Origin of the sequence: Butyrivibrio sp. FCS006 (assembly GCF_000424525.1) — a bacterium.
In the GTDB taxonomy this organism is placed as follows: Bacteria; Bacillota; Clostridia; order Lachnospirales; family Lachnospiraceae; genus Butyrivibrio.
The window spans coordinates 367,441-393,661 of the sequence record NZ_KE384203.1; the positions used below are offsets into that span (position 1 = coordinate 367,441).

At 40.5% G+C, this 26,221-nt stretch carries 24 protein-coding genes; 3 read left to right on the forward strand and 21 right to left on the reverse strand.

The annotated features are described in order from the left end of the window. Nucleotides 1-8 precede the first annotated feature (8 nt). From sfsA to uxuA, 19 genes are all read right to left on the reverse strand, one after another. The gene (gene sfsA, locus G633_RS0108795) at nt 9-659 is read right to left on the reverse strand and encodes a DNA/RNA nuclease SfsA (RefSeq protein WP_026519694.1); all 651 of its coding nucleotides are present in this window, start codon (nt 657-659) and stop codon (nt 9-11) included. Nucleotides 660-721: 62 nt separating this feature from the next. Continuing rightward, a complete protein-coding gene (locus tag G633_RS17925; protein ID WP_035771001.1) occupies nt 722-1,525 on the reverse strand; it encodes a hypothetical protein in 804 nt (267 codons plus the stop codon). 24 nt (nt 1,526-1,549) lie between these two features. Further along, nucleotides 1,550-1,972, reverse strand: a complete 423-nt coding sequence (locus G633_RS0108805) for an HIT family protein (protein WP_035771003.1) — start codon at nt 1,970-1,972, stop codon at nt 1,550-1,552. Nucleotides 1,973-2,519: 547 nt separating this feature from the next. Next, entirely contained in the window at nt 2,520-3,266 is a 747-nt protein-coding gene (locus G633_RS0108810) for a nucleoside/nucleotide kinase family protein (RefSeq protein ID WP_026519696.1), read from the reverse strand. Between the two features lie 67 nt (nt 3,267-3,333). Then, nucleotides 3,334-3,819 carry a Cys-tRNA(Pro) deacylase gene (ybaK, locus tag G633_RS0108815; protein WP_026519697.1) on the reverse strand — a complete coding sequence of 162 codons (486 nt, stop codon included), beginning with the start codon at nt 3,817-3,819 and terminating at the stop codon, nt 3,334-3,336. A gap of 129 nt (nt 3,820-3,948) precedes the next feature. Further along, complete coding sequence (locus tag G633_RS17930) at nt 3,949-5,508, reverse strand: lipopolysaccharide biosynthesis protein (RefSeq protein ID WP_155834933.1); 1,560 nt, start codon at nt 5,506-5,508, stop codon at nt 3,949-3,951. Then, entirely contained in the window at nt 5,477-6,496 is a 1,020-nt protein-coding gene (locus tag G633_RS0108825) for a DUF6625 family protein (RefSeq protein WP_026519698.1), read from the reverse strand. The genes G633_RS17930 and G633_RS0108825 overlap by 32 nt, the downstream gene beginning before the upstream one ends. A gap of 33 nt (nt 6,497-6,529) precedes the next feature. After that, on the reverse strand, nt 6,530-7,639 hold the full coding sequence (locus G633_RS0108830; RefSeq protein WP_026519699.1) for an EpsG family protein: 1,110 nt from the start codon (nt 7,637-7,639) through the stop codon (nt 6,530-6,532). Nucleotides 7,640-7,652: 13 nt separating this feature from the next. Continuing rightward, nucleotides 7,653-8,723, reverse strand: a complete 1,071-nt coding sequence (locus G633_RS0108835) for a glycosyltransferase (protein WP_026519700.1) — start codon at nt 8,721-8,723, stop codon at nt 7,653-7,655. Nucleotide 8,724: 1 nt separating this feature from the next. After that, on the reverse strand, nt 8,725-9,714 hold the full coding sequence (locus tag G633_RS17935) for a glycosyltransferase family 2 protein (protein ID WP_051200079.1): 990 nt from the start codon (nt 9,712-9,714) through the stop codon (nt 8,725-8,727). A 35-nt stretch (nt 9,715-9,749) separates the two neighbouring features. Continuing rightward, nucleotides 9,750-10,628: an ATP-grasp fold amidoligase family protein gene (locus G633_RS0108845; RefSeq protein WP_026519701.1), complete on the reverse strand. Its 879-nt coding sequence runs from the start codon at nt 10,626-10,628 to the stop codon at nt 9,750-9,752. Beyond that, nucleotides 10,625-11,722 (reverse strand): glycosyltransferase family 4 protein, encoded by a 1,098-nt coding sequence (locus G633_RS0108850; protein WP_026519702.1) that lies wholly within the window; start codon nt 11,720-11,722, stop codon nt 10,625-10,627. Before G633_RS0108850 ends, G633_RS0108845 begins: the two co-directional genes overlap by 4 nt. Continuing rightward, nucleotides 11,697-12,629: a radical SAM protein gene (locus tag G633_RS0108855; protein ID WP_026519703.1), complete on the reverse strand. Its 933-nt coding sequence runs from the start codon at nt 12,627-12,629 to the stop codon at nt 11,697-11,699. Before G633_RS0108855 ends, G633_RS0108850 begins: the two co-directional genes overlap by 26 nt. Before the next feature lie 142 nt (nt 12,630-12,771). Further along, nucleotides 12,772-13,473 (reverse strand): sugar transferase, encoded by a 702-nt coding sequence (locus G633_RS0108860; RefSeq protein WP_081664734.1) that lies wholly within the window; start codon nt 13,471-13,473, stop codon nt 12,772-12,774. Between the two features lie 213 nt (nt 13,474-13,686). Then, complete coding sequence (locus tag G633_RS0108865; protein ID WP_242838853.1) at nt 13,687-14,406, reverse strand: hypothetical protein; 720 nt, start codon at nt 14,404-14,406, stop codon at nt 13,687-13,689. A gap of 7 nt (nt 14,407-14,413) precedes the next feature. Beyond that, on the reverse strand, nt 14,414-15,217 hold the full coding sequence (locus G633_RS0108870; RefSeq protein WP_026519706.1) for a hypothetical protein: 804 nt from the start codon (nt 15,215-15,217) through the stop codon (nt 14,414-14,416). 936 nt (nt 15,218-16,153) lie between these two features. Next, nucleotides 16,154-16,744 carry a zinc-ribbon domain-containing protein gene (locus tag G633_RS0108875; protein ID WP_026519707.1) on the reverse strand — a complete coding sequence of 197 codons (591 nt, stop codon included), beginning with the start codon at nt 16,742-16,744 and terminating at the stop codon, nt 16,154-16,156. 72 nt (nt 16,745-16,816) lie between these two features. Next, nucleotides 16,817-18,430: a mannitol dehydrogenase family protein gene (locus tag G633_RS0108880; protein ID WP_026519708.1), complete on the reverse strand. Its 1,614-nt coding sequence runs from the start codon at nt 18,428-18,430 to the stop codon at nt 16,817-16,819. A gap of 5 nt (nt 18,431-18,435) precedes the next feature. Beyond that, nucleotides 18,436-19,512: a mannonate dehydratase gene (gene uxuA, locus G633_RS0108885; RefSeq protein ID WP_022764414.1), complete on the reverse strand. Its 1,077-nt coding sequence runs from the start codon at nt 19,510-19,512 to the stop codon at nt 18,436-18,438. Between the two features lie 137 nt (nt 19,513-19,649). On the opposite strand from uxuA, the gene G633_RS0108890 reads away from it, so the two are divergent. After that, a complete protein-coding gene (locus G633_RS0108890) occupies nt 19,650-20,543 on the forward strand; it encodes an AraC family transcriptional regulator (protein WP_081647167.1) in 894 nt (297 codons plus the stop codon). Here G633_RS0108890 and G633_RS17940 read toward each other — a convergent pair. Further along, entirely contained in the window at nt 20,467-21,873 is a 1,407-nt protein-coding gene (locus G633_RS17940) for an MATE family efflux transporter (protein ID WP_051200081.1), read from the reverse strand. The two genes, G633_RS0108890 and G633_RS17940, sit on opposite strands and share 77 nt — an antisense overlap. Before the next feature lie 139 nt (nt 21,874-22,012). On the opposite strand from G633_RS17940, the gene G633_RS19280 reads away from it, so the two are divergent. Continuing rightward, nucleotides 22,013-22,876, forward strand: coding sequence for an AraC family transcriptional regulator (locus G633_RS19280; protein ID WP_026519710.1), 864 nt, complete (start codon nt 22,013-22,015; stop codon nt 22,874-22,876). 119 nt (nt 22,877-22,995) lie between these two features. Further along, entirely contained in the window at nt 22,996-24,033 is a 1,038-nt protein-coding gene (locus tag G633_RS0108905) for a glycoside hydrolase family 5 protein (RefSeq protein WP_026519711.1), read from the forward strand. A 289-nt stretch (nt 24,034-24,322) separates the two neighbouring features. Here the strand turns inward: G633_RS0108905 and G633_RS0108910 are convergent, their stop codons facing one another. Next, nucleotides 24,323-25,816, reverse strand: coding sequence for an InlB B-repeat-containing protein (locus tag G633_RS0108910; protein WP_026519712.1), 1,494 nt, complete (start codon nt 25,814-25,816; stop codon nt 24,323-24,325). Nucleotides 25,817-26,221: the final 405 nt, after the last annotated feature.

Genomic DNA, 26,221 nt, shown 5'->3' on the forward strand with positions numbered 1-26,221 from the left:
TCCGGATATCAAACTATATTTAAAGTGTCCGGTGTGACTTTGCATTTAAGATTTAAGACCTGAACTCCTGCGCTTATCGCCTCATAAAAGGCCTTGGCAAATTCAGGGTCTGTCTCGGTGTTGGGCTCAACATGGTCAATGCCCTCGCCCTGAATTACGAAAGCAATGATTGCTTTGTATCCTTCTTCCTGCGCTTGCATAAGTTCGCGAAGGTGCCTTGCTCCGCGCTCGGTTGGTGCATCAGGGAAAAGGCCTATTCCATTTCTAAAGAGCGTACAGCCCTTAACTTCCATGAGATATTTGTCCGGGCCTTTCTCCATGTAAAAGTCTATTCGGGAGTCGCCGTATTTGTGCTCAGGTTTTACCAGGTCATATTCTCCAAGGCGCTCCAGATACTCTTTTACCACCTTGTTAGGTGCCTGGGAGTCGATGTTTATGATCTTGCCATCATGTTCGACTGCAATCAGGTCATAAGGCGTCTTGCGCTCGGGATTCTGAGCTTTCTCAAGATATACTGTGCTGCCGGGGAGCAGAAGTTCTCTGCATCTGCCGGTGTTCTTGACGTGAACGGTAATCTTTTTGCCATCAAGCTCTACTTGAGCGATGAAGCGATTTGGGCGGGATATGAAGTTGGCCTGTACTACTTCAGTGTAGGTCATGTGGATCTCCCGGGTTCTGCGACATTGTTCAGGCTCACTTGCGTTCGCCCTGTTCTACCTGCTCAGCCGCCGAGGAACTGCCTTAGGTCGAACTCTTTGCCTATATGGTTGTAATAAATCTCTTCATAACTGCAGCCCTGGTCCTGGGGATCAAAGTCTACGTCACGAACGTGCGACTTCATTGGGTCGTCATCGGAGATCATGGCGTAAGCCAGATTGTGGACTTCCCACTCGTATACCATATCATCTGCTGTACGGTAGCTCACCATGTCTTTTCCATGGATCTGGTGCAGGTCGATGAGGGCCTGACAAATGATATACATGTCAGCCTCGATGTTAATATCGTAGGAGTTCTTGATCTTCCAATGATCCGTGGTATGGATTGCTATGTACTCTTTGTTGTCGTAAGTAAACGTGTAGTTCTTGCCCTGATCGTCCTGTGATGTTAGGGCAATGTCTTCAGCGGATGTCAGAAGGCCTGACTGTATGGATGATAATGCCGATGAAATATCTTCTTGAGTGACGTTATAATTGCCGGCTTCATCCATGGCTTTCTTGGCAGCTTCCTTGGCTCTGTCCTTTGCCTGCTGTGCAAGGTCCTCGGCTAAATCCTTGGTGTTTTCTGCTACCTGTTTTGCTGCTTCTTTTGCAGCTTCTTTAGTTGCTTCTTCTATCTTGTCTTTTGACTCGTCGATGACCTGGTCCACCAGACTCTGTGCAGTATCTGACGCCTGCTCGGCGAGCATATCCTGTGGAACCAAGCTGCAGCCTGTAAGAGCAAGGGCAATCAGCGCTGATGCCAGGACGGGCTTTATAGCCGGTACTCCGGCCGATGTTGTGCTTCGTCTTTGTTGATTCTTTTTCATTTGGAACTTGTTCTTCATTGCTTTTTAAAGATTATCCTTAATTTTCTGTATGAGTTCCTCATACTCTGCATCTGTGAGGAACTTCTGCTGTGGGTTCATCTCGAATACTCCGCCCCACTCAAAGCCGTCCTTGTACTTCGGTACAAGGTGCATGTGAAGATGGCAGCCTGTATCGCCATATGCGCCGTAATTTACCTTGTCAGGATTGAAGGCTTTGTGGATAGCCTTGGCTGCTCTGTTAACATCTGCAAAGAAAGCATTTCGCTCATCATCTGAGATATCAACAATCTCACTTACGTGGTCTTTGTAAGCTACTATGCATCTTCCAAGGTGGCTCTGCTCCTTGAACAGAATGAGCTGGCTCACTTCGAGGTCACAGATCTTGATTCCGAACTTTGCGAGAGGCTCTCCTCCTACGCAGTATCCGCAGTTGTTGTCTATAGTCATTTTAATTTCCTCCGTGTTTTGCTGTTTTAGTTAATGTCTTATAGTTAGCACTTTTTTGTTATGCTCTGCTCTATTATTTTACTCTGTTATCGCTGTTGTAAAAAGAGTTTTTGTTTATAGATTTAGATTTGGTATGTGTATTTGTGTATTGGTGTATTGATATTTGTCTTGGCAGTTGCGCTTGCATTTGTCTTGGCATTTGTCTTGGCAGTTGCACTGGCATTGCTTTTCGTAGGTTCTTACTGTCTGATGCAAATATTTATTCAGGGACAGTAGCCATGATCAATGTATTTAAGGAGGCACTACTGTCCGGGGAGCAAAACTTTCTTGAGACAGTTAATTTTTGCTCTAAATCAGCTCTTTGCATGTCATAGCACACGAAAAGAACGCTTTTTTTAACTGTCCTTATAACAATTTAATCAAGAGACAGTAGCTCCGCATTAAATGAAGTGTAATTCACTACTGTCCTTGGGACAAATTTGTCACAGGACAGTAGCCTCCATCAAATCAGGCATTAAAATGCTCTATCCGATGCTCTCCTCGATGCTCATGTGTTTCCCTGTGCAACATAGTTATTATCTGATTTCAGGAATAGTTCCAGATCAGCTTTCTTGGAGTGTTCCAGGCAGAGCCTAACGTTTCGCATATCGCTGAAGTCTACAAACTGCTCGGCTTTTTCACGGCTGTTGCCACTTTTTTCCTTGCGGTCGATTAGGCGTGTTCTAAGCATTTCAGGGTCTGCCGTGATCTTGATTGTGTAGTCTGCAAGGCTTGATAGCTCGTCCCAGCCGGGAGCATCTAGAAGAAGATAGTTGCCCTCAAGGAGCAGTATGTCAGCGTCAAGCTTTATGGCATCTTCTACAGGATTGTGAAGATGTCTGTCATAGGTCGGCCATGCTTTCTTTGTGCCTACCAACGCACCTTCTATGCTCGCTTTTAACTTGTCCAGGTCGAAGGTCTCAGGGCAACCTTTTACATCTACCATCCTGACTTCTGCACCATCTACGGTTGTTGTATGTTCTATCAGATATTCCTGTCTGCGATGGAATCCGTCCATCCCGATGGCCTGTACCTTGAATTTCGGAATGATGTCTTTTGCCAAATACTCAAGAAAGCTCGCCAGGGTGCTCTTGCCTGCTCCGGGTGGCGCAGCAAGCATTACCAGAAGCGTATCGTTCTTGGCTTTGCGCATGTTTGAAAGCTTGAGCAGCAAGGGCTTATAGATGGTCTCTATGGAGTTCTCGCTGTAGCTTGCGTGTACATCTATTCCATTGATGTTGATGTTGTAGTCCATACAATCTCCTGTATTTAACAAAAGGGCCGACATGCGCCAGCCCTGATTACCTGTTTTATGTCCTTTATTATGCGTCAGCCTTCACCACATCAGCATACTTATAGCCTACCACTGACTGCAGATCTGATGGTGTAAGTTCAACCTGAAAGCCGACTTTCCCTGCACTTACAAAGATGTGGTCAAGTGCCTGTGCTGTTTCATGCACAAATGTAGGGAACTGCTTCTTCATGCCAACGGGAGAACATCCGCCATGCACGTATCCTGTAAGAGGCAAAAGATCTTTTTGCTTGATCATAGCAATCGCCTTCTCGCCTGCTGCCTGAGCAGCTTTCTTAAGATCCAGCTCAGCCTTCACCGGAACAACGAAAACATAGTACGCTCCGCTCTTGGCCTGCGTCACCAGAGTCTTAAAGACCTTGTCCGCATCCTCACCGAGGATTGCTGCGATCTCCTCACCGGACATGGTGGCATCCGGCTCATAGGAATGGCTCTTGTATTCTATTTTCTTGGAGTCCAGGACTCGCATTACATTGGTTTTGTCGTCTTTCTTCATAGTTACACCATTAGTCAGTCTATTTCAAAATTTTATCGCTCTATCAAAAATACCAAACAAATAACACTTTGCATAACCATAGTTGTTTTAGAACATTTATACAAATAATTTCTATACGAGTTACATGTTTCAACGATTAAAATGTATAGCACGTTTTTGTGTAATCGTTTTTAAAAAAGCTTTTGCTTCACTTCTAAAGAAAATGCAATTAAATGTCACAATTATCAATAGCCAAATTACAGAAACCAAGCACGCTTTTATTAACCAATCATAAATTGTGCAATTCACATCATCAATGTATCTACTAGTAAGCATAACTCCCAACAGCAGTTCAAATACATCCATTACTATCAATCTTATAGATGACTTAATCCCCCAATCAACTATATGTTTTATATCATAGTTCAAAATACAACATGTATGATACAAAAGCGCAATAATAGTTCCAATTGTTACTCCAATCAATCCAAATTTGTTCACAGCTGCCACTGATAAAGCAAGATTAATTACTACTGCTATTACATAATAATGCTGTGTCTGCTTAAAATGTCCAGATGCAAGTAGTAAATGATTATATGGCAATCTCACTGAATATAATACACCTGTTAATGAGATACATAGTGCAAATAGTGGTAGATGATAATTCGCATCTGATACATTCTGCGTATATACATCAACAAATCCTGCTATCAATATAGCAGAACACCCGAAGAAAAAAACACCTAAATTGTGGGCTACCCACTCAAGTTGCTTAAATAATAATTTAAGTTCTTTATCCTTATCCTTTGCAATTAATTCTCCGAGTGCTGCCTGAACCCCAACCGTTAACGAATACAAAAACTGCTTAATAGCATTTATGACCAAATAGTAAATTGCATATATTGATACATCTGATAACGTAGCAAAAAGCGTGAGTACTATCGTATCTGTACTATCCAACACTACACTAGATAAATGTTGTGCAAATCCATTCCACTTTTGCTGCAATGGTTCAGTAATATATTCCGCTTTTCTATTTACCTGATAATGTTGACTAATATAAAGTCGGACAATCGCAACTCTAGCCAAAAACACTAAGGATGCTGATAATTTCACTAATTGAATGCTTCCACCATGGTTAATAATTAGAACTCCCATGATAGTACTAAGAACAACTGATACAGAATGAGATAAAAAAGTAATATATCCTTTTTGATCCGAAAAAAGTAGCAATCGATCAACTGCGCCAATGTAAAACTGGAAAAAATAACTAACACTTATAGACAGTATTAGCGTACCAGAAAAGAAAAATCCAAAAGAATTGTGAGTAAAAGTTGGAAATGCAATAATCAAAAGAACCGTATATGCCAATATTACAAAAGCAATTTTTTCGAAAAATTTAGAAGCTGATGCCAATATAACACTAACGTCATCATAATTACCATTAGCCAATGGTTTATACAAGGACGATTGAACGACTGCTCCTACCCCAAAATCCATAAAGGAAACAAATGCAAAAAAACTAGTAATTGAATTTAACAATCCATTTGTCTCGGACCCATATCTTTCAAGAATAATCCTTGGAAGAATAAATCCACAGATAAGTGTAAGTATCTGATTTATTACAGATGTAATACTGTTATAAAAGACTTTTTTTTTCATGTTTTCTCTTCTAAAACTATAGATAGCTTTTGGTGGTAAAGAATCCAAACAGCTTCTGCCTCATCCATATCAGCTTTGTTGCCGAGTCCGCTGCCATGAACTGCTTTGCTTTCTTTATATAGTATTTCCTTACAGCGTTTCTACGTTGTTTTTTGTCAAGTGGTGGATTAAACATCCTTATTGCACTTTGATCCAGTATATTGTCACTGGGAACACAAATTAGCTTTTCCGAAGTAATAATTACTTTCTCATTTACTCCTGCGTTTTTTGTCTCAACTATGATAGGCTTTCTCTTTTGCCAATGTATATAAAGATAATCTTGTCTATTTATCTCCCCATCAATAACAAATAATCTATATGCAGCACCTTTTTCAAATAAGAAAACTTGTTCATCATAATTGTCTTGTCCATGCACAACCTCAAGTCTGTTTTCAAATCTTGTTGAGAAATCTGCGAAAACCACCTCAGTATACCATCTAACATTGTTTTTTTCGCATATCCTATTAATTCCAAAATGCTCTTCTGGCGTTGTTTTTGCTTTCCCCATAAAGATCTCATCATAGCTATATATTCCGCCAGGCATATCATATAAGTGATTCATTCTCTCACAATTTCGAAATATGCTTAAATGACCATATGGAAAAAAACGATCATATTTTGCAAGAATCTCATCCGTTAAAAAAGACAATATGTCACCAAAAACCAAATCAACATCACAGTATCCCCAAAACTCATAATCTGTTAAATAATCAGAATACGTAATACCGAAAAATGGTCTGCAATCACAAAACTTGTAGCTATTATTAATATTTATCTTTCTATTAAGTTTTAATTCGAATAATTCTAGAGTTTCTTCAATCGTAGTCTTAAATAAATGTATATTTGCAGAAGATGGCTGTATTTCCTGATCACTAAAAATCAGAAAGTCGACATTATAGTTATACTCTGCACTTTTCAACCACAAACTGAAGTAGGGGGGTAGCAATCCAAACCATGTAACAATAATTGCAATTTTTCTTTGTTGTCTAGTTTTCATTTACACCTTCATATTATTGTCTTTTATCACTAATCACGAACTTGCAAAAACATAGGGAAAAACTTCGCCCGAATTTCCTCTCACAAATACAACAACCCAGAATGTTACCATCAAAGCATACGCAATTATATGAAAAAAATAACTTTTTCTACCCTTTATTGCTAAAAAGCGAGGTATCTGTGGTATCACAATTATAATAAATACATTGGCATAAAGAAAAATTCTTTGAACTGCTCCAGCAACATTTTGTATGAATGATCCGCATAAACCTAAAATCATCATTATCAGCATAAAATAATATATTGTTTTGTCGTTAATATGCAAAACAAAAACGGGTATCAGCATAATTAAAATTGCCAATGACCAATACACAATTCCTACATATCCCATGTCTTCTACTTTTGAGTTACTGAACAGAATTTTTAGATATTTCTCCGCTCTTACAGGAAGAAACCTTAAAGCCCAAGCAAAGATTGGCTTATAAAAAAACAACAAAGATATACCTCCAATTGTAAATATAAAAAGGAAAATCTTACTAAATACTCCATTCAAAACCAAATATCCAAACAACAACGCAAATCCTATTATAGCTGAAGAATGAAATCCCATCGCAATCGGTACAAGCAGAAAAGGAACAAGTCTATTACCCTTTACAATCAACGACACAGCAAACATAACTACTGCAATTGCTATAAACTGTCTGGTCTGGCTGTAACCTCTCAAATAGTAAAAGAATAAAAAACAAGAAAGAGTTAATGTAGGAGACGCAATATTTCTAAAATTCCATATAGAAGCATATGTGAAAAATATGATAAGTGCCTCATTCAATAGAAATGTCCAAAAAAAAGTTTTTCCCATTTTTCCGCCAATGTAAGCCACTATGCAATACAAAGGCTCTGTTCCTCTCCTTATGCATACAGACATAAATTCACTGAATGATTCACTTGAATGAGAAAGCAGTAATAGCTTCGTTTGGTAATATCGAATATCATGTCCAACCGTGCTACTCCTCATAGCAGCAATAATAATAAGAATTATTGCCGAACCCACCAAACAGAAAGCCCTCTTTTTCTTGTTATCAGTTATTTCAGCAAGATGCATGAATAGTATGGCGCCTGTAAATGTAAAAAAATAAACTGCCATAAAACCTCCGCAATTATATCTCCTGTAAATACTTGACCCAACTTTCAGTTATATTTTTCAAATTGAGCTTTTCAACAATTTTTCTTCCATTATCACCAAGATTCTTCGCGAACTTTTCATCATCTAAAACGTTCAGCATAGCATTTACTAATTCATTTTTAGAATTTACCGGAACAAAAATCCCACTTACATTATTAATGATAATATCTCTCATAGAATGAACTGGACAATCAGTTACAATTGTGGGAACTCCCATTGAAAGAGCTTCTAGTACCGAATTAGACATACCTTCAAAATTTGAAGTAGAGACATATATACTAGAACGGTTAATTTCATCTGACACATTGTTGTTAAAAGGGTATATTTTCACCTCATTTCCAACTCCTTTTGACTTAGCAAAATCAAGTAGCTCTTCTCTTAGTTTTCCTTCTCCCAAAATATGCAATTCAAATTCTTTCTTCCTTTTATGCACCTCTGAAAATGCATCAATTAGCAATCTTAAATTCTTACATTCTATAAGCCTACTACAGTTAATGATTACTTTTTCTTTTTTGATATTTTTATTAGCATTGTTGACGATAACCGGATTAGGAATAACGGTTGCCTTATTAACGCAATTCTGAGGAAGCAGAGACTTAACATATTGTGTTTGAAGCACTAGTCCATCAGCATTAAAATAAGCCCAATTTCGCAACATACGAAAAATCTTTTTTCGTGGAATACGAGTAGGATCACTGCGTTCAGACAAAACCAGCTTAAATTTCGAGCTTTTATGAACCATAGCTAACAAAATACATGTAGAAAACATTCCTAACGATATAACATAATCCGGTTTAACTTTTCTAATTATTCTTCGCAGGAATAAAAACTGATTCAGGCACTCAATCCATTTATTTTCTAATACATAATTCTTTGAATACTTCTTAACACTATCAGGTATTTGATACTCATCATTTCCCTGAATAAATTCACAAATGTAAGTATCATAGCCATCTAAAGTGCTCATCTCACCAGCTAGAAGAGACGTAACTCTCTCTGCCCCACCTCCACTCAGTTTTTCGATCACAAACATAACTTTTTTCAAATCACATTCTCCGCGTACTAAAATATTGCATATACAAAAACTGATAAACAGAATAGTTGTATTTAAATATTAGCATCTGTATTTTGTTAATTATTGGTAAATGCCTACATTGCATAACTTCTAAAATGTCTATATCCTTTTGAGTTCTTTTAATATATGTTGCGTCATTTTCATTTGATTTAGCCATAATATTGGCAACCACTATTTGCCATTTCCATAGTCCAACTTTTAATGCATTTTTATCTGTACCAGGCACCAAGTTGCAATAGTCAAAACACTCTTTTGCTGCATTTGACAATTCATATGTCTTGGAAGAGAATTTCCTATTCCCAATAGATTCAGGATTTTTCCTGTAATAATAGTATTCATCGCTTACGCAAACAATTCTATCTGCGTTAGCTATTATCTTATATGTAGTATACATATCCTCATATAATCTGCCTTTAGGATATATAATTCCTTCAAGGACTTCTCTTTTCATGAATTTATTCCACGTTATCACATCAACCAACTGTGGAAAATACAGCACACTCAAAGCTTCTTCTCTGTTCAGCACTTTAACTCGATAGTTCACTTTCTTCGTATGCCTTATTTTATCAGCATAGACATACAATGCACGAAAGCATAAAATGTCAGCATCGTATTTCTTTATATCTCTTAATGCGCTTGACAACGCATCTTTGGAAATCCAATCATCACTATCAACAAATTGTATATAAGCCCCTTTTGATTCTCTAATCCCAACATTTCTTGTTTCTGACAAACCTTTATTCTTCTGATGAATCACACTAATTCTGTTATCTTTTTTGGCATAATCATCACATATTACTCCACTTAAATCAGTGGAGCCATCATCAATTAAAATCAATTCAAAATTTGTATATGTTTGCCCCAATATGCTATCAATACAGTTGCCAACAAACTTTTCAACATTAAATACTGGAACAATAACAGAAACCAATTCATTCACTTTAGCAGAAATTCCTTTCAACAAATGTTACCCCTGTACGGATCAGAAAATCAGTGCTATAGATGCATAGCTTCTCCTAATAACAAGTCACTTTTCTCTGGATCAAACCTTGTGAATCCACTTCCTGGAAAAAAAGTAATCTCACTAAAGTATATTTTCCCCGTAATATTATAGAGGTCTACTCTGACAAACCTTTTTCCTTTCGCAATTTTCTTTGAAATCTCAATCATTTCATCAAGATTTTGTGGCTTATCTGGCAGAATACTAAACCTTCTATAATCGTTCCTGCTAAATGATTCCCTAGTCCAGTCCAACTTTAAATAATCAATTTCAGCAGTTTCATGATTATCAAGTCCTCTAGAAATGTATAAGAACTGGGGATTTCCATTAAAACAATAAAACTTATAATCAATAATTCCGGTGCTATCGCTTAACAACTCTTCTGCGATTATTCTTGGCTTAATGTATCGATACGGCCACTCTCTTCCTACCCAAAAATAATTCTGTTTTAATGATCTTGTAATCTTTTTGCGTGCCTCTTCATAGTCAAAAGCATTTTTATCACGGCAAATAATAACACTTCCTGAATCATGTGTGCACTTTAACACAAAACTTTGCGGCAACATATTAAAATCTATATCTTCAAAACTCTCCCATACACCATAGTTTGGGATTATATGCTCAGATCCAATAACTGAAGCAAAATAACTTTTTGCTTCATATTTGTCTACCATTTTTATATATACTGGATTCCTATCATTTATCTTAAGCCACTGCAATTTTTCATTGAATGTTTTAGGGTTATCTAAATCAAGTTGCTTACCCATCCTAAGCCAGAACATTAACTTAAGAAAGCTCTTATCTGGTATCGGCTTAAGCATTATCATCAGTGCATTTCTATCTTCTCTGCTTTTTATAATTTTTTTAATATTCATATTGATATGTACTCTAAATACTTATCCACAACTTGTTTTCGATTGTATTTTTCTTCAACCAATCGTCTTCCTTCTATACCCATGTTTTTACGCTCATCCACTGATAACAAAATAAATTTCTTAACCTTTTTTCGTAAATCCTCTATATTCTGCTTTTCAAACAGAAATCCTGTTTTTCCATCAATAACAACCTCTCTGCATCCAGGATGGTTTGTAGTGATTATTGGTCTTGCTGAAGCTGCAGCCTCTAACAAAGTATTACTTATGCCTTCGTTATAATAGGATGGATGTATTACTGCGCTTGCCATGGCAAGATAATCAACAACATTCTCTACTGTTCCATGGTACTGAATTATTGATCTTGCTGCATAATCGCGTATTATCTCATCATAATCCTCTTCCATATCTCCGCACACATGGAATTCCACACTGTGATTATCTTTGAAATCATTAGCTAGTGCAAGAAATTCATCTATTCCCTTTTCCTTCATCACTCTTGCGAGATATAAAAAGTAGAATCCCTCTTTCTTATATGGTAAAGGCTTAAACTCCTCAAGATTAACTCCGGAGCCCGGAATCAATTCATAATTATTCTTCGTATAGCCAGCGGATTTAAAGAAATCTATGTTTTCCTCGTTTTGGAAAAAGACATTCTCAGCTCGATTCATACAGAATTTCATGAGCTTAATCAGGATTTTTGATAGCGCATCACCCTTGTTAAATCCAGATCCCAAACCAGTTACATTCATAAAATAAGGGATTCCAAATCTATGCGCCACTAAGCCACCGTAAATATTGGGTTTTATGGTATATGTAAGGATAACATCAGGGGAAATCTCCTTTATCAGTCTTCGACACTCGTTAATGGTATTAAGCTCTTTAAGAACTGTGGCACTTCTTCTGAGCATTTTAAACTCCAGAAAATTACACCCCAATCTCTTGGCTGCATCTTCTCCACTTTCCTTCTCTCCCTGCGAAAAATTCGGAAATGAGATCCAGACATCATATCCTAATTCTACCAACTTGATAATTAATTCTTTTCTAAATCTTACAATAGTAAAATGGCAATTACCTAGTAGTAGAATTCTCTTCATGATTTGCTTTCTTTCCTTCCAACTGTTCCGCAACAGGAATAGGAACATATTCATCTGTTCCTTCATTACAGTAGTTACAAGCTAAAATAAATCTTCTTTGATTCAGATTATATATTTCATTTCTAAGCTGTTTTCTTTCTTTTTCTTTAGTAAAGTCAACATAATCACTTTCAACATCAGGAATTCCAAGCTTTGTCCCAAATGCAGCTCTGGGGCAGAAATACAACTTCCCATCATGCAGATTTCTACAGATTTCTCCGCATCTTTTAAACTGCTTTTTTAAATCCTTGCTATTTCTTCCTCTGAAATGGAGATTACCGGCATCAAACCAATTCTTCTCATCTGATCCGCGTATTACACAGTTAATTCCATGTTTATCACAAAGCGCTTTTATTTGATCCCTATTTCTTGACAATTTTCCATAATCACTGATTTGAATCTTCAGTTTGGGATTCTTTAATAATTCAAGCATTTCACTGGGAGGGATAATTGTTCCATTCGTCACAATCTCAACAGTTCTTACTTTTGTTGAATTTATAGCTTCTTCCACAACAGCTCCCAAGTCTCGATAAAGGAATGGTTCTCCGCCTAAGATTCTAAGAATTTGAACAGCATCAATACAATCCAACAGACATTTCATGTATTGAATGGTTTTATCGATACTAAAATCCACAGGTTTCTCAAAATACGGCATCATAAACACACAGTGCTTACAACGCAGATTGCACCTCTGAGTAACTGGTATTTCTACATGATATAGATATAGGTACCCAAAGCATCTATATAAGATTTTGCATACAAATCTGTATATCGGGAATAGTTTTGCTCTTAATGAAACTCTTTTAACGCCTGAATGCTTTCCCTTCTCTGCAAAGAAATATATTATTTTAAACAATTGCTCTTTCACAAGTTTTCTCCAGCAAAAAGTATTATGTCCAATAATACATTAGATAGTAATATTATAATCTATATCTAGTACTTTGTCATAGAAAAAAGCGTAGATTTTGTATCATATCTACGCTTTACATCATATGTTATTTTATTAGTTATTAGTATGCTCCATCCTTACCAAATACAGCTGGGAAAGTTCTCAGGATCAGCTCAATGTCTTTTGCAATACTCATGTCTTCAATGTACTGAAGATCTAACTCAACCCATTTATCCCATTTGATCTTGGCTCTGCCACACACCTGCCAATAGCAGGTAAGACCGGGCTTTACGATGAGTCGCTGTTTTTCAAAGCCGTTGCACTCTTCCATCTGATGATAAAGAATAGGTCTGGGTCCGACAATACTCATGTCACCTTTAATGATGTTGAATAATTGAGGAAGCTCATCTATTGAGTATCTTCTGATGAATCTTCCAACATGAGTGATACGAGGGTCATTTTTGATCTTGAAAGCATGACCGGTCTGCTCATTCTGAGCCTGCATGCGCTCAAACTGAGATTCTGCGTTTCTGTACATGCTTCTGAATTTATAGATTTTGAAACTCTTCATGTTTTGACCGGCTCTTTGCTGGGTAAAGAACACAGGGCCTCCGTCTTCCATTATGATTGCCAAGGCTGTGATTAAAAATATTGGAGAAAGTAAGATAAGGGCGATTGACGCAGCAATTACGTCAAAAGCTCTTTTGATCCATTTATAGATGTTGGGCTTATGGTCATAGATTTCCTGATAATTGAGCTCAATGATCTTTCGTCCGGTGATATTCTGCAGAGCTTCTTGGCGAAGCGCAGCTGTTTTTGCCATATCATAACCCCCTTGTAGGTTCTGATCTCATCCTGAGGAAATCCATAACGGCATCCGTGCCCACTAGTTATATCGGCATTTAGACCTAATAACATTAGGGTTGTTGTACTATTTTTCGCAAACAACATTACACTATTTTAATTATATCCCATATATTGTGATTTGTCATAAAAAAAGCATAGATTTTGTGTTATGCAAAATCTATGCTCCAAATCATATTCTCGCGCACTCATACACATCAAGTGGAAGTGCAAGAAGTTCCACTATCTTAAGCTCATCGCAGGCGTCATTTACTGCGTTGTGAGTCTCGCGATACCCGCCATTGCCTGTTAGCATGTGCATTATGGGCTCAACGCCGTAGTTAGTCTTAAGGCGTCCGGTTTTGCAGCAAGGTGCAGTCTCGGGAATAAATTTGTTGTACTGACGATAAGCTGCTATCCTCATGATGTCAAACCATTCAAAACCGCAGAGTTCAGGAAGATGGCCCAGATCGAACTTGGCATTATAGGCAAATATCCTGCTGATGCCACTATCCATCAGAAATTGGCCAATGTCTGCCATAGCCTCATCTCTTGTACAAGTGATGGCTTTTGCGTCTGTCTTGTACATAACTCCGGAAAACATTCCGCCTACGCGGCACTCAGGATTAAAGATGTAATATCTTTTACCAAGTAAGGCAAACGTCTCGGCATCTGCAAGCGCTACGCCCAGGGACATGACTTCGTCACGCCAGTTGGTCTCTGTGTCGATGACCGCGATCATGTCTTTTGATGAATCAGGCACGAAAGGTGCTGATACTGGTTTTGACGCAGCAACTGTCTTTGTTTCAGCAGTTGGCTTTGGCTCCGGCGCCGGCTGAGTAGCCTTGGTCCTCGGACTAGTCGAGGGTGTCTTTATCATATTAAGGAAATCGAGTGAAGAATTTACGTTCATGGTGGTATTATAGCACAAACATCTCCATAACATTTTCCCTAATGTACTTGATATTAAGAGGGCAATACTCCGTTTCAAACGTCATGAGCAAATTCTTGCCAAAATAGATTCCGCTCTTGCTGTAATCATTAAGTTTGATCAAATTTTTGGCTCTATATTCATCATCTTCCAGAACTCCCAAATGCTCGTGATAAATCACTCTTCGCCTCTTTACATCAAGCAAAGTAAAATCAGGATACTTGGCTCTGCCATCCTTTAAAACCAGCTTACACTCATATCTGTATGGAATCCCCAAGTCGTAATACATATCCGCCAACAGTTCTTCTGATTTTGAGCGGACCATATCACCCTTATTGGTTGGATATATCTTTTCCTCGGGTTTGTAGGTGCTGGCTATAAATGATTCGTTTTGCCATGATTCGGCGTAGGATTTTTCATCAAGTATATAAGGGGAAATATACTTTCTTTTGCTTTTATGTAATTCTTCCTCAGACTTTTCAGCTAGCTCTTTGCTCAGGAATTCAATCAAATTATCGATTAGCTCAATTTCTTTCCTGCCTCTTTGCAAAAAAACTCCATCGTATTCCTTTTGAATCAGAGCTGATACAAGAGGTTTGCTCTTTGCATTCATGTACTTCCCGCTAAAGCCGGTCTCGTTCGTAACATGATAAAACTGCTGAAATCCATTACCGTTTTGGGATGCCCTGATCCTGCCCTCAGGCGCATGCTTTAAATCTGCTTCGGCACATTTGAGTGCCTTCGAGAGCTCTTGTTTTCTATTTTGCAAAGCTTGTATGTATTCGTGATTCAATTATTTTTGCTCCTTTGGTATTTGGGATTTATTTATTTCATATTTGTGGATTTGTAGGACTAAGAAGAGATTAGAATGAAATCAGTCCGCAGTAATCAGGTATAATACTTGATCGATTCATTGCTTTGTCGGCCCATATAACTAATGAGTTTGTATTAGTCCGATATGACACGCGAACTGTATCGGACTGTATTTCTGCTCGTCATGAAGCAGTCCGATTTCTTATTTGCAAAAGACATTTTCAGCTTGATTCTGTCGGCTTGATTTAAATGGAGTGAACTTCTAGTCCGACACACTCTCTAAAAAGTGAATCGTATCAGTGAAATATGTCGGCCCAAGATGCGCCTGTGCACAACTTCAGTCCGCAAAACAGGTAAAAAGGCCATAAAACATCCTTCAAAAAGAAATTCCAACAAACATGTAGGAACCAGAAGACACTTATCCCGGAACCCGGCACAGAACCTCATCCCACGCAGCCATGGCGCCACATCCCCCGGCACATGACTCTAATAAAATCACGTCCGGGTCGCCAAAAGCCCACAAAAAAGGCAAGTAAAAGAACGCTGCAGAAATTGCAGCAAACGCACCCAAAGATGGTTCCTACATGTTTATTGTTTGAAGATATCACCCGGCAAAGAAACAGCGAATTCGACACGCTGCATGCCACGGATCCTGCCTGGAAACCCCAGATGCAAAATCCTGAAGTGATTGCTCCGAAAGGAGCAGAACTATGTTCTCCGTTTCACCTAGGCCACAATATCATCTAAAAAAATACTTGTAAATAGGTTTGCTGCAATCTTAAGAAAATCTATCGCAAATCTTAAGAAAGTCATAAGAATTACGTGTTTTTACGCACATTAGCAATCGGCACAGCGACACGCATCAGCAGGAACAAAAAAGACTGCGAAGCGTTACACTTCGCAGTCCCATCTTTAATTACTTTCCAAACTTTAGGAATCCGATTGATCCAACAAGTGGAGCGTCCTTAGCCTTGCCCTGGAATACATATACGATAGAGATGATTCTGCATACAAGGATAATGATCTCCAAAACGCCACCAACGATCCAACCTACGATAGGAACAATGAAGAACAACAGAGCAAGAATTCCTGCAATGTCATACTGGATGTTTACCTTGGTGTGGAACTTGATGAACTCTGAATCCTTTACATAGATTCCTGCAAGAATACCAACAAGGCATGAGAAGAAGTAAGGAAGAGCTGCAAACAACTTGTTGTCTGCGATATCCTTAGCATCAAACTCTGCTGTGTGATCGCTTGGATCAAACTTCTGGTACTGCTGGAATCCGGGCTGTGGCTGGAATCCAGGCTGTGGCTGGAAGCCCTGCTGAGGCTGGAATCCGGGCTGTGGAGCAGGTGTAGGAACAGGAGCAGGTGTAGGAGCTGCCTGACCGGCTTCAGGAGCAGGTGTAGGAGCAGGCGCACTGTCTGTCAAAGCACTTCCACAATTATTGCAAAATACTGCATCATCAGGAACCTGAGTTCCGCAATTAGCACAAATCTTCATCTTTTTTCCCTCCATTTACTGAATTTTCATACTTCACTATTTTACATTGATGATTCAGTAAATTCAAGTTTATCAGCAGTATTTCTGAAGGGTCTTTCTTACAGCACCTGTGCAGGCGATGAGCTCCATAAAGTAATCAATAACTCTATCTGAGAGACCAATCTCCTCAAGATCAACTCCGAAAATGGTAGCATCCTTAAGAAGTGGCAGAACTGCTGCCTTTACCTTATTTCTGTCGCTCTCACCAAGAGCAATATCCTTAACATAGCTCTGAGCCTTCTCAAGCATCGGATCAGGACTTGGCTCAAATGAAGCGCCCTCATCATTAACACCCATGAGGTAGCGCAGCCATCCTGCGTGAACCAGTGGAATGAGCTTGAGGTTATTGACATCAAGTGTATCTGAAACAGCATAAGCCTTGATTGTCTCACCAAATCTGATAGGGAGCTTTTGTGAAGTATCGCAGGCGATACGCTGTGGTGTATCAGGCATGAACACGTTAGGGATTCTCACATTAACAACTGTATCGATGAACTCCTTAGGGCTGATAACACCGGGGTCTGTAACAACAGGAAGACCTTCAACATAGCCGATTTCCTTGACCAGCTTAACGAGGTTCTCATCCTTCATCTCGTCTGAAATCTTGGTAAATCCAAGAACGCATCCGTAAATAGCAAGTGCTGTGTGAAGAGGATTAAGGCATGTGCAAACCTTCATTCTCTCAACCTTATCAACAGTCTCCTTCTCGGTAAAGATAACGCCAACCTTCTCAAGCGCAGGTCTTCCGTTAGGGAACTTGTCCTCGATAACCAGATATTCGCTCTCCTCAGCATTTACGAAAGGCGCAACCCAGGTCTTCATGGAAGTAACCACGGGCTCAAGCTCCTCAACGCCGTCCTTTTTAAGGATCTCGTTGACTGAGTCGTCGGGTCTTGGTGTGATCTTGTCGATCATTGACCAAGGGAAGCTTACCTTGTCCTCATCGTCGATATATGCCTCAAATCCCGGATCTGCCTTGCCTGCAAGCACCCATTCCTTGGCAAAAGAGCTAACGGCTGCATATAACTTGTCTCCGTTATGTGAGCAGTTATCTGTGCTTACCATTGCAATCTTCTTCTCGCCTGCTTTGTATCTTGCATACAAAAGAGATGCAACCTTACCGATATAGCTCTTTGGAGCCTCAGGTCCGTTCTCAAAATCTTCCTTAACAGCAGGAAGTGTCTCACCTGCAGCATTTACAAGGCTATAGCCCTTCTCTGTAATAGTAAATGTAGCCATCTGAAGTGAATCAGTTGTAAAGATCTCCTTCAGTCTTCCAAACTCATCAGCTCTTGCAGAATCAAGAATGCAGGACTCAGCAATACTTGCAATAACAGACTTCTCAACATTGCCGTCAGCCTTGAGAGTAACCAGGATTGAAAGATTGTCATGAGGTCTGTACATCTTCTCAATGATCTCATAATCAAATCCCTCTACTACAGTAAGACCTGTATCATCAAAGCCCTCCTCAAGCATTCTCTGAGAAAGATTAGCCTGAAAAGCTCTGAAAATATTGCCCGCACCAAAGTGTACCCACTTAGGCTCAGCAACAGTCTTTGCTATCATCTTCTCTCTGTCATAAGAAGGAACAAAATAACCCTTCTCTTTCCATTCACTATTCTTAATTGATTCCTTATTCAGCTTCATATTGATCAAACCCCTCTCTCATGTGATTTTTCAACAGCTTCCCAAAGGCCATTGATGTAGGTTGCACCAAGGGCTCTGTCGTAGAGGCCGTAACCCGGCATTGCTACTTCGCCCCAGATCATTCTTCCGTGGTCGGGACGGATAGGTCCGTCAAAGCCTGTCTCGTAAAGAGCCTTAACGATCTCGTACATATCGAAGGTTCCATCTGATGAGAGGTGAGCTGCCTCCTCAAAGTTTGTAGGTGAGATGAACTTGAGGTTTCTTACGTGTGCGAAGTGGATCCTGCCCTCAAGTGCTCTGATCATGTGAGGAAGGTCGTTCTCAAGGCTGGTTCCGTATGAACCTGAGCAGAAGGTTACACCGTTGTGTACATCATCTACTGCCTTCATAAGCTTTAAGATGTTCTTCTCATTGTTGATGATCCTTGGAAGTCCGAATACTGACCATGCAGGATCATCGGGATGGATAGCCATCTTGATGTCATATTTATTGCAGACAGGCATGATTGCCTTAAGGAAATAAACAATATTTTCAAAGAGCTTATCCTCATCGATTCCGCTGTAAAGCTCAAAAAGCTCTTTTACATGAGCCATTCTCTCAGGCTCCCAGCCGGGCATTACAGTGCCGTTCATCTCACCTGAAATTGACTCAAACATCTTCTCAGGATTGATGGCATCTACTGCTTCCTGGGTGTAAGCAAGTACGGTTGAGCCGTCAGCTCTTTTCCTTGCAAGCTCTGTTCTGGTCCAGTCGAAGACAGGCATGAAGTTGTAGCAGACCATGTGGATGTCTTCCTTACCGAGGTTCTCAAGAGTCTTGATATAGTTGTCGATGTGCTCGTCTCTGTCCTTGGTTGCAGCCTTGATGGCATCTGAAACATTGACTGACTCGATACCTGAGATCTTCATATCCTCTGCAGCAACATCTGCCTTAAGGGCCTTTATCTCATCCTGTGTCCAGAGTTCTCCGGCCTGCTTGTTGTAGAGGGTTGTGATAACTCCCTTAACTCCGGGGATCTGTCTGATCTGCCAAAGCTTAACAGTGTCGAATTCCTTGCCGTACCAGCGAAGTGTCATTTCCATAATCCGTAATCTCCTTTTCTATAAAAAACAATAATACTTAGCGTTTGTTTCTATGGTCCTAGCATAAACTTCCTGTCGAAAACTTAGAATAGAATTACTTGTTGCCAACTTTGCAAAAGTTGTTGTACAATCATGGCATGAAAAACAAACTGCGTTCATCCTTTAATTCAAGACAATACATGGTATCCTCAGATTTCGAGGTCTTTTACTACTCCGACAGGGACTTTAAGACCTTGAGTCCCCATGCCCACAACTACTACGAGTGCTACCTTTTCATCGAGGGGGACATCACCATGGAGATCTTCTCGGGAAAAGACAAAGTGGAGCGCCACAAGATGTCCCAGGGCGACCTTATGATAGTCCCTCCCGGAATCATGCATCACGCTCTCATGAACGATCCTTCCCAGAATTACAGAAGGTTTGTTTTCTGGATCAGCAAACAGTGCTGTCAGAGCCTCATGGACGAGTCCGTGGACTACATGTATCTGATTCAGAAGGCTGAGGCCTTTCACAAATACATCTACCACCTTCCGCCGGCGGAGTTTCACCAGGTGGAGTCCAAGTTTCTGCGACTTCTCGAGGAGATATCCAGCGAGCGATACGGGTCCGATGCTGCGCGACACCTGTGCCTGTGCGATCTGATCCTTACCATCAACAGAGTCATCTACGACGAGGATCACAAGGAAAGCGGATCGGAGGAGCTCTCTCTTTTCCAGAACATTCTCTCCTACGTTGAGAGTAACCTTGAGGACACCCTCTCTCTTGATGACATCGCAGGCCAGTTCTACGTAAGCAAGTACTACATCTCCCATCTGTTCAAGGACACCTTAGGAGTATCTCTCCATCAGTACATAATAAAAAAGCGCCTTTCGGAGTGCCGTAATGCAATCACCGGTGGTGAGAGCATCACAGCAGCCTACGAGCGCTTTGGTTTCAGAGATTATTCAAGTTTTTTCAAAGCCTTCCGTAAGGAGTACGGTATGTCCCCAAAGGAGTACCAAAACCTTTATTCGAATCGCCTTTTGAAATGATCCTTTTCCAATTCGGGGAAAAGACATAGTAACCGATCATGCAGAGCATTCCAAAAGCAAAGGATACCGGGAAGCACAGCATGATGTAGGTTCCGTCAAAGAATCTGTTTATGATATACGCGCAGGGAATCCTGACTGCCCAGAGCATCATGAGGTTAATGAGAGTCGTGTACTTTACAAATCCCACGCCGTTTACGATGTTTGAAATACAGTTAAACACCGCGTAGCACCACTGGGACAAAAGCACAGCGACCACGTATCTTCCGGCGTACATAAGCACAGTTTTATCCTGAGTAAAAAATCCAAGTATCGGCATTCTGAAGGAAATGAACATGAGACCAAGAGCCAGTGTTGCAATTCCGTTCAGGGCCGGTATTTTTATGTACCCTTCTCTTAATCTGTCGTAGTTCTCAGCACCGAAGTTCTGTCCGGAGAAAGTGGACGCTGCTGAAGATACAGCAGTAATGGCGACATTGGTGATACCCGTGATTCGCCCTGCCACTGAAGCTCCGGCCATGAACCGGTACCCTTGCGCATTCACCAGAGTCTGCATCGCCATATGCCCGAAGGAAAACAGCGAGTTGTTGAGGCCGATGGGAACACCTATTGTAAGTATCTGCTTCATTTCCTGCATATTCAAAGCCCTTGGGAGGAAACTAAATGAAAGCTCAGGAAATTTCTTTTTTATGTAAAAGACACTTACAATCCAGGAAACAAACATGGAAATTCCGGTAGCAAGCGCCGCTCCCTGAACATCCATTGAAAGCCTTGCAACGAACAAAAGATCAAGAATTATATTGGTCACACAGGAAACCACCAAAAACCACAATGAAGCCACGCTGTCTCCAAGACCTCGCAGGATTCCCGCATTCATGTTGTATCCGATATTTCCAAGAGCGCCAAGGAACACGACTCTTGTGTACATAAGGGCCGCTGCTTCTACATCCTCCGGAACGCCCATGAACCGTAGAATAGCCGGCGCCAGCAGAAAGCCCAGTATCGCGATCGGAATTCCGCTCATATAGACCAGTGAAGCGGAGGCCTCAGCGATGTCTTTTACCCGCTTATCATCTCCTGCGCCGATCCGCTGCGAAACAAGAATGGATGCGCCTGTGCCGATTCCAAGAAAGACGCACAGTAAAACCTCCACTGGCTGGGAGCTCGTCCCCACAGCCGCCAGGGCTTTATCACCGCAATATTGCCCAACTATCAGCGTATCTACCGTTGTATACAGCTGCTGCAGAATGTTTCCGAGGACGATGGGAATCGCAAACAGGATCACATTCTGTATTATGCTGCCTTTTGTCATATCAATCTTCTTCGTTTTCATGCCTCTATTGTGCTTCATAATCTAATAATTTTCTTATGTTTTTATTCCCTTATGCTGTCAAAAATAATGAAATCATGTCATTTTGATGCTATGATTAATGTCACAGCAAATAAGTAAAACTATCATGGAGGACACTTTTATGGCACTTCCGCTGCCCCGGGGCAAACAGTTCACAATCATATACCGCATGCTCTCATCCGACTTTGAGATGACGTCCATGGAAGTGGCTTCTGACCACTATTCCCTGGGTTTTATCATCCACGGCGACAGAAAGGTCATAACGCCTACCAAGACCTTCATGCTCCATGCGGGCTTTATCAACGGAATGCCGCCCTACGCCTATCATCGCACAATCCCAGGATCTTCCGATTATTACGAGAATTACCTCATCAAGTTTTCGCCTGATTATGTAAAAGAGCTTACGGAAAGCCTGGGTGCTCAGTTTCTCGATAATCTCTATGCGCAGTTCCCAAAGGAGTTTGATGACGAGGACAGGAAAGAGCTCTTTTCCCTTGCAAGGACTCTTCTTGATGCCTACGATCACCTGAATAAATGCGACAATCCCGAGGATGAGCGTGTTGCGCAGCTAAAGGTGAAGCACCTCTTCTATGCTCTTCTGCTTATGATAAACGACAAGGGGCGCAGCGCCCGGGAAAAGACTGTGCTCCACAACAAAGCGCTGTCCGAGCCCATCATGGAAGCGGTATATTTTGTGGAAAAGAACTATAAAAAGAGTTTAAAGATCGAGGATGTGGCTGCTGTTTCCGGGTACTCCGTGACATACTTCTCAAAGCTCTTTTGCGCCCAGCTGGGGAAGCCCTTCTCAGAGTATCTGTGTCTTACGAGATTAAAACATGTGCAGAATCTCCTTCTGTCGACAGATATGTCAGTGATGGATATCTCGCTGGAGTGCGGATTTTCCTATCCCGGCAACATGACAGCCAGCTTTAAAAAGGAGTTTGGCATGACTCCTCTACAGTTCAGAAAACAGAATAAAAGCTAATAAAAATTTCACAAAAATTCACGTGCAACTTAAACGTTTTCGTGCTAGGATTGAAGTGAATTGATCAGTTACTAGATCGTAATGAAAATTTACACAATATAGATAAGGGGAAAACGTCTATGAGAAAATTCGAAGGTTACCAAAAGGGAGTAAACCTGGGAGGATGGCTCTCTCAGGCAGATGAAAAGACAAAGCAGCACTACGATACTTTCATCGGAAGAGAAGATATCGAGAGAATCGCAAGTTGGGGCTGTGATCACGTTCGTCTCCCAATCGACTACATTGTCATTGAGAGCGAAGACGGTGATATGCTCGAGGATGGCTATGCTTATGTTGATAACTGCATCAAGTGGTGCAGAGAGTTTGGCCTCAATATCCTCATCGACATGCACAATACATACGGATACACATTCGATCCGCTTGAGGTTAACGGAGACAAAGAGATCTTCTTTCACAACGAAGATCTTCAGAAGAGATTCTATCAGATGTGGGATCGCATCTCCAAGAGATATGCAGGCCAGAAGGATGTTGCCTTCGAGCTTTTGAACGAGGTTATCTCTCCTGATATCAAGGACGAGTGGAACGCAATTGCTGACAAGGCAATCGATACTATCAGAAAGAATGCGCCTGATACATACGTAGTTGTTGGCGGTGTTTGCTACAACAACGTTCGCAGCGTACCTTTCCTTAATCCTCCCAAGGATGACCACGTAGTTTACAACTTCCACTGCTACGAGCCCATGATCTTCACACATCAGAGAGCATGGTGGATGGACAATATGCCAAAAGACATTACGGTTGAATATCCTGCAACCACAGCCGAGTACTCAGAAAAGAGCAAAGGCCTCGACCCTGACTGGGCAGGAGCAATCCTTCAGATGAAGGTTAAGGAGATGGGTGCTGACTACTTTGCAGAACTCTTCGAGCCTGCTGTAGAAGCTGCCACTAAAAACAACGCTCCTCTCTACTGCGGAGAGTACGGCGTAATTGACCAGGCTCCTGCTAATCCTTCAACCATCAACTGGATAAAGGACATCCACGATGCCTTCGAGAAATACGGCATCGGCAGAGCCCTCTGGGTTTACAAGGAGAAGGACTTCGGTATCGTTGGTCCTCACTATGACAGCGTAAGGGATGAAATGATCAAGAATCTTTGATTGATTTGAATTGGACTTGATTGGATTTGGTAAATATAGGATGAATCAAACAGCTCCTGCTATGGCAGGAGCTGTTTTTGATTGTGGAAGGCTCCTGTTCAGCCTTTCGGTGAGTCACCGGGGACGTTTCACTTTGACTCATTTTGAGTCATCGGGGATGTTTCATTTTGACTCATTTTACCTTGGTTTCATTTGCCCTTTTATACAACCTCAACCAGCCCACATGCTGATGCATGTGAGCTAGTCTTGAGGTAGATGCTATATGAAGTATGAACAGGTTTGCCCTAGATCATTCAATAATTGTGAAGCCAAGCATTGCTGCAAGTCTTAAGAATCCGCAGTAGCCATTCTCATCAAGGAGAGATAATACATCAAAGCCTGCAGGGATGACTACTTTCTTTTTAACACCGGCATCCTTGAATACGATGGTGTATGAAACGTCAGGGCGCTCAGCCATTGCTTCGATAATATGTCTGTCAAAGGTTGCTACTTCATTTGTCTCAATAACTGCTACACCCTGCATAGGAACAGACTGTACAGTATTTCTGATAACTTCTACATACTGCTCAGGAGTAACCTTGGATAATTCCAAACTTACAGTCTTTGTTTCAGCTACAGCATTTCCAAGCTCTGTTGTAGGAAGTGCATTACCTGCTGATGTTGAGATGATGTTAATTCCTTCTGTGCTAACAGGGGGCTCAGCTTCTCTGATTGTCTCCTCAACCTGAATCATCTCTTCAACTTCTTCTATAGTTACATCAGGATCTTGTGCTTTAATAAGCTGCCATAATGCATAGAGTCTGAGATCTTTACCTAACATACCCAAATCTATTTCTTCACCGCCGTGATAGCTGGCAGCTGCCGCATCAGATGAGAGTCCCCATCCTGCGAAATTATAGCCTTCTTTTATCATTTCGCCATTATTAGTCTTTACAACAACTTTCTTTGTTGAACCATTTACAACTGTTGTGCCCGCTATAACACCTTCACCTGTGTTGGGATCATAAGAAATCTGATTAAGCTCAATATTTCCGATTTTAAATACAGCTGTTCTTGTTACTGTTTTATTTGTATCCTCTGTGCCTAAATTCACAGTCCATGAATATGCGAGCGCACTGTCTTTATTCTGCATTTCAGCATCGCTTTTATCTTTGTTATCAAAAACATGAGAGCGATATCCAGAATAATCGCCATACCAAATACCATCAAACGACTGTTCTTCAGCAGGTAACAAAGTAAATGCTTTGCCGGTTCTATCATCCAGCATATAGATTCCGGCACCTTCATTAAGGAAACCTATCTGAGCAGCATCATTACCATTTATTTTTGCGTCAGCAGCTGATCCTACTTTAAACCCATTAACTGCAGTGCCTGAATTATTAGTTACAGTATATGTAATCTTGACCTCATCACCACTTTCAGCATGAGAAATCTTAGTCTGAATATTGCCTGTACTTGGGTAGGCGGTATCAAATTGAAAAGCGTTATCACCATCTATTGTATTCCCTGAACTTCCACTCTCGGGTGCTTCACCTTGATATGTCAGATAGCCTTGACCGCATGTAGAATTGATCTTTGTACCCCCCTCCATGCCATATACTTCAAATCCATTATCTTTTGTCTCAACACCTGCTGTTATTGTAGTAGTAGATGTTGTATCCTGACTTCCGGACTGATCTGTAGGCACGTTCCCTGCGTCCACTGCAAAAGCAACAATAGGTGCCTGCATCATCATAGCAGCACTCATTCCTAATGCTAAAACTGATCTGTACTTTAAGTTCATTATAAAAGACCTCCTTTTCATTGGGTCAGGAGCCTAACCGGTTTTCATGCTCCTTAACCTATTACACATTGCAATTCCGTTTGCAATGCAAGTTTCAAACCACATATAAAATTCTACTCCCTTTTGCATTACAAAAACATTACAAAACAGGCCTAATTTCTGTTAAGTTCATAAACATTGTTAAGAAACTCTAAAAGAAGAATGTTTCTTTTCTAAAAGAGCCAAAATGAGGTTTATGTACCACATGAAAATCCATCTCTCAGGATCAAAAACCGATTTCAACTTTAGTCTATCTTTTGCCTATTTCTGTTCATTGCCAAATCCAAGGAACGAATTTAAGAACATAGCCTATTTTTTTGTGGCAACTACTTACTTTACTAACGCTGAGACATAAAAAATACATGT

Excerpts from the sequence above, each read along its gene's own strand:
- sfsA (WP_026519694.1), bottom strand. The coding sequence starts at position 659 with ATGACCTACACTGAAGTAGTACAGGCCAACTTCATATCCCGCCCAAAT.
- G633_RS17925 (WP_035771001.1), bottom strand. The coding sequence starts at position 1,525 with ATGAAAAAGAATCAACAAAGACGAAGCACAACATCGGCCGGAGTACCG.
- G633_RS0108805 (WP_035771003.1), bottom strand. The coding sequence starts at position 1,972 with ATGACTATAGACAACAACTGCGGATACTGCGTAGGAGGAGAGCCTCTC.
- G633_RS0108810 (WP_026519696.1), bottom strand. The coding sequence starts at position 3,266 with ATGGACTACAACATCAACATCAATGGAATAGATGTACACGCAAGCTAC.
- ybaK (WP_026519697.1), bottom strand. The coding sequence starts at position 3,819 with ATGAAGAAAGACGACAAAACCAATGTAATGCGAGTCCTGGACTCCAAG.
- G633_RS0108825 (WP_026519698.1), bottom strand. The coding sequence starts at position 6,496 with ATGAAAACTAGACAACAAAGAAAAATTGCAATTATTGTTACATGGTTT.
- G633_RS0108830 (WP_026519699.1), bottom strand. The coding sequence starts at position 7,639 with ATGGCAGTTTATTTTTTTACATTTACAGGCGCCATACTATTCATGCAT.
- G633_RS0108845 (WP_026519701.1), bottom strand. The coding sequence starts at position 10,628 with ATGAATATTAAAAAAATTATAAAAAGCAGAGAAGATAGAAATGCACTG.
- G633_RS0108850 (WP_026519702.1), bottom strand. The coding sequence starts at position 11,722 with ATGAAGAGAATTCTACTACTAGGTAATTGCCATTTTACTATTGTAAGA.
- G633_RS0108860 (WP_081664734.1), bottom strand. The coding sequence starts at position 13,473 with ATGGCAAAAACAGCTGCGCTTCGCCAAGAAGCTCTGCAGAATATCACC.
- G633_RS0108865 (WP_242838853.1), bottom strand. The coding sequence starts at position 14,406 with ATGAACGTAAATTCTTCACTCGATTTCCTTAATATGATAAAGACACCC.
- G633_RS0108875 (WP_026519707.1), bottom strand. The coding sequence starts at position 16,744 with ATGAAGATTTGTGCTAATTGCGGAACTCAGGTTCCTGATGATGCAGTA.
- G633_RS0108880 (WP_026519708.1), bottom strand. The coding sequence starts at position 18,430 with ATGAAGCTGAATAAGGAATCAATTAAGAATAGTGAATGGAAAGAGAAG.
- uxuA (WP_022764414.1), bottom strand. The coding sequence starts at position 19,512 with ATGGAAATGACACTTCGCTGGTACGGCAAGGAATTCGACACTGTTAAG.
- G633_RS0108890 (WP_081647167.1), top strand. The coding sequence starts at position 19,650 with ATGAAAAACAAACTGCGTTCATCCTTTAATTCAAGACAATACATGGTA.
- G633_RS17940 (WP_051200081.1), bottom strand. The coding sequence starts at position 21,873 with ATGAAAACGAAGAAGATTGATATGACAAAAGGCAGCATAATACAGAAT.
- G633_RS19280 (WP_026519710.1), top strand. The coding sequence starts at position 22,013 with ATGGCACTTCCGCTGCCCCGGGGCAAACAGTTCACAATCATATACCGC.
- G633_RS0108905 (WP_026519711.1), top strand. The coding sequence starts at position 22,996 with ATGAGAAAATTCGAAGGTTACCAAAAGGGAGTAAACCTGGGAGGATGG.
- G633_RS0108910 (WP_026519712.1), bottom strand. The coding sequence starts at position 25,816 with ATGAACTTAAAGTACAGATCAGTTTTAGCATTAGGAATGAGTGCTGCT.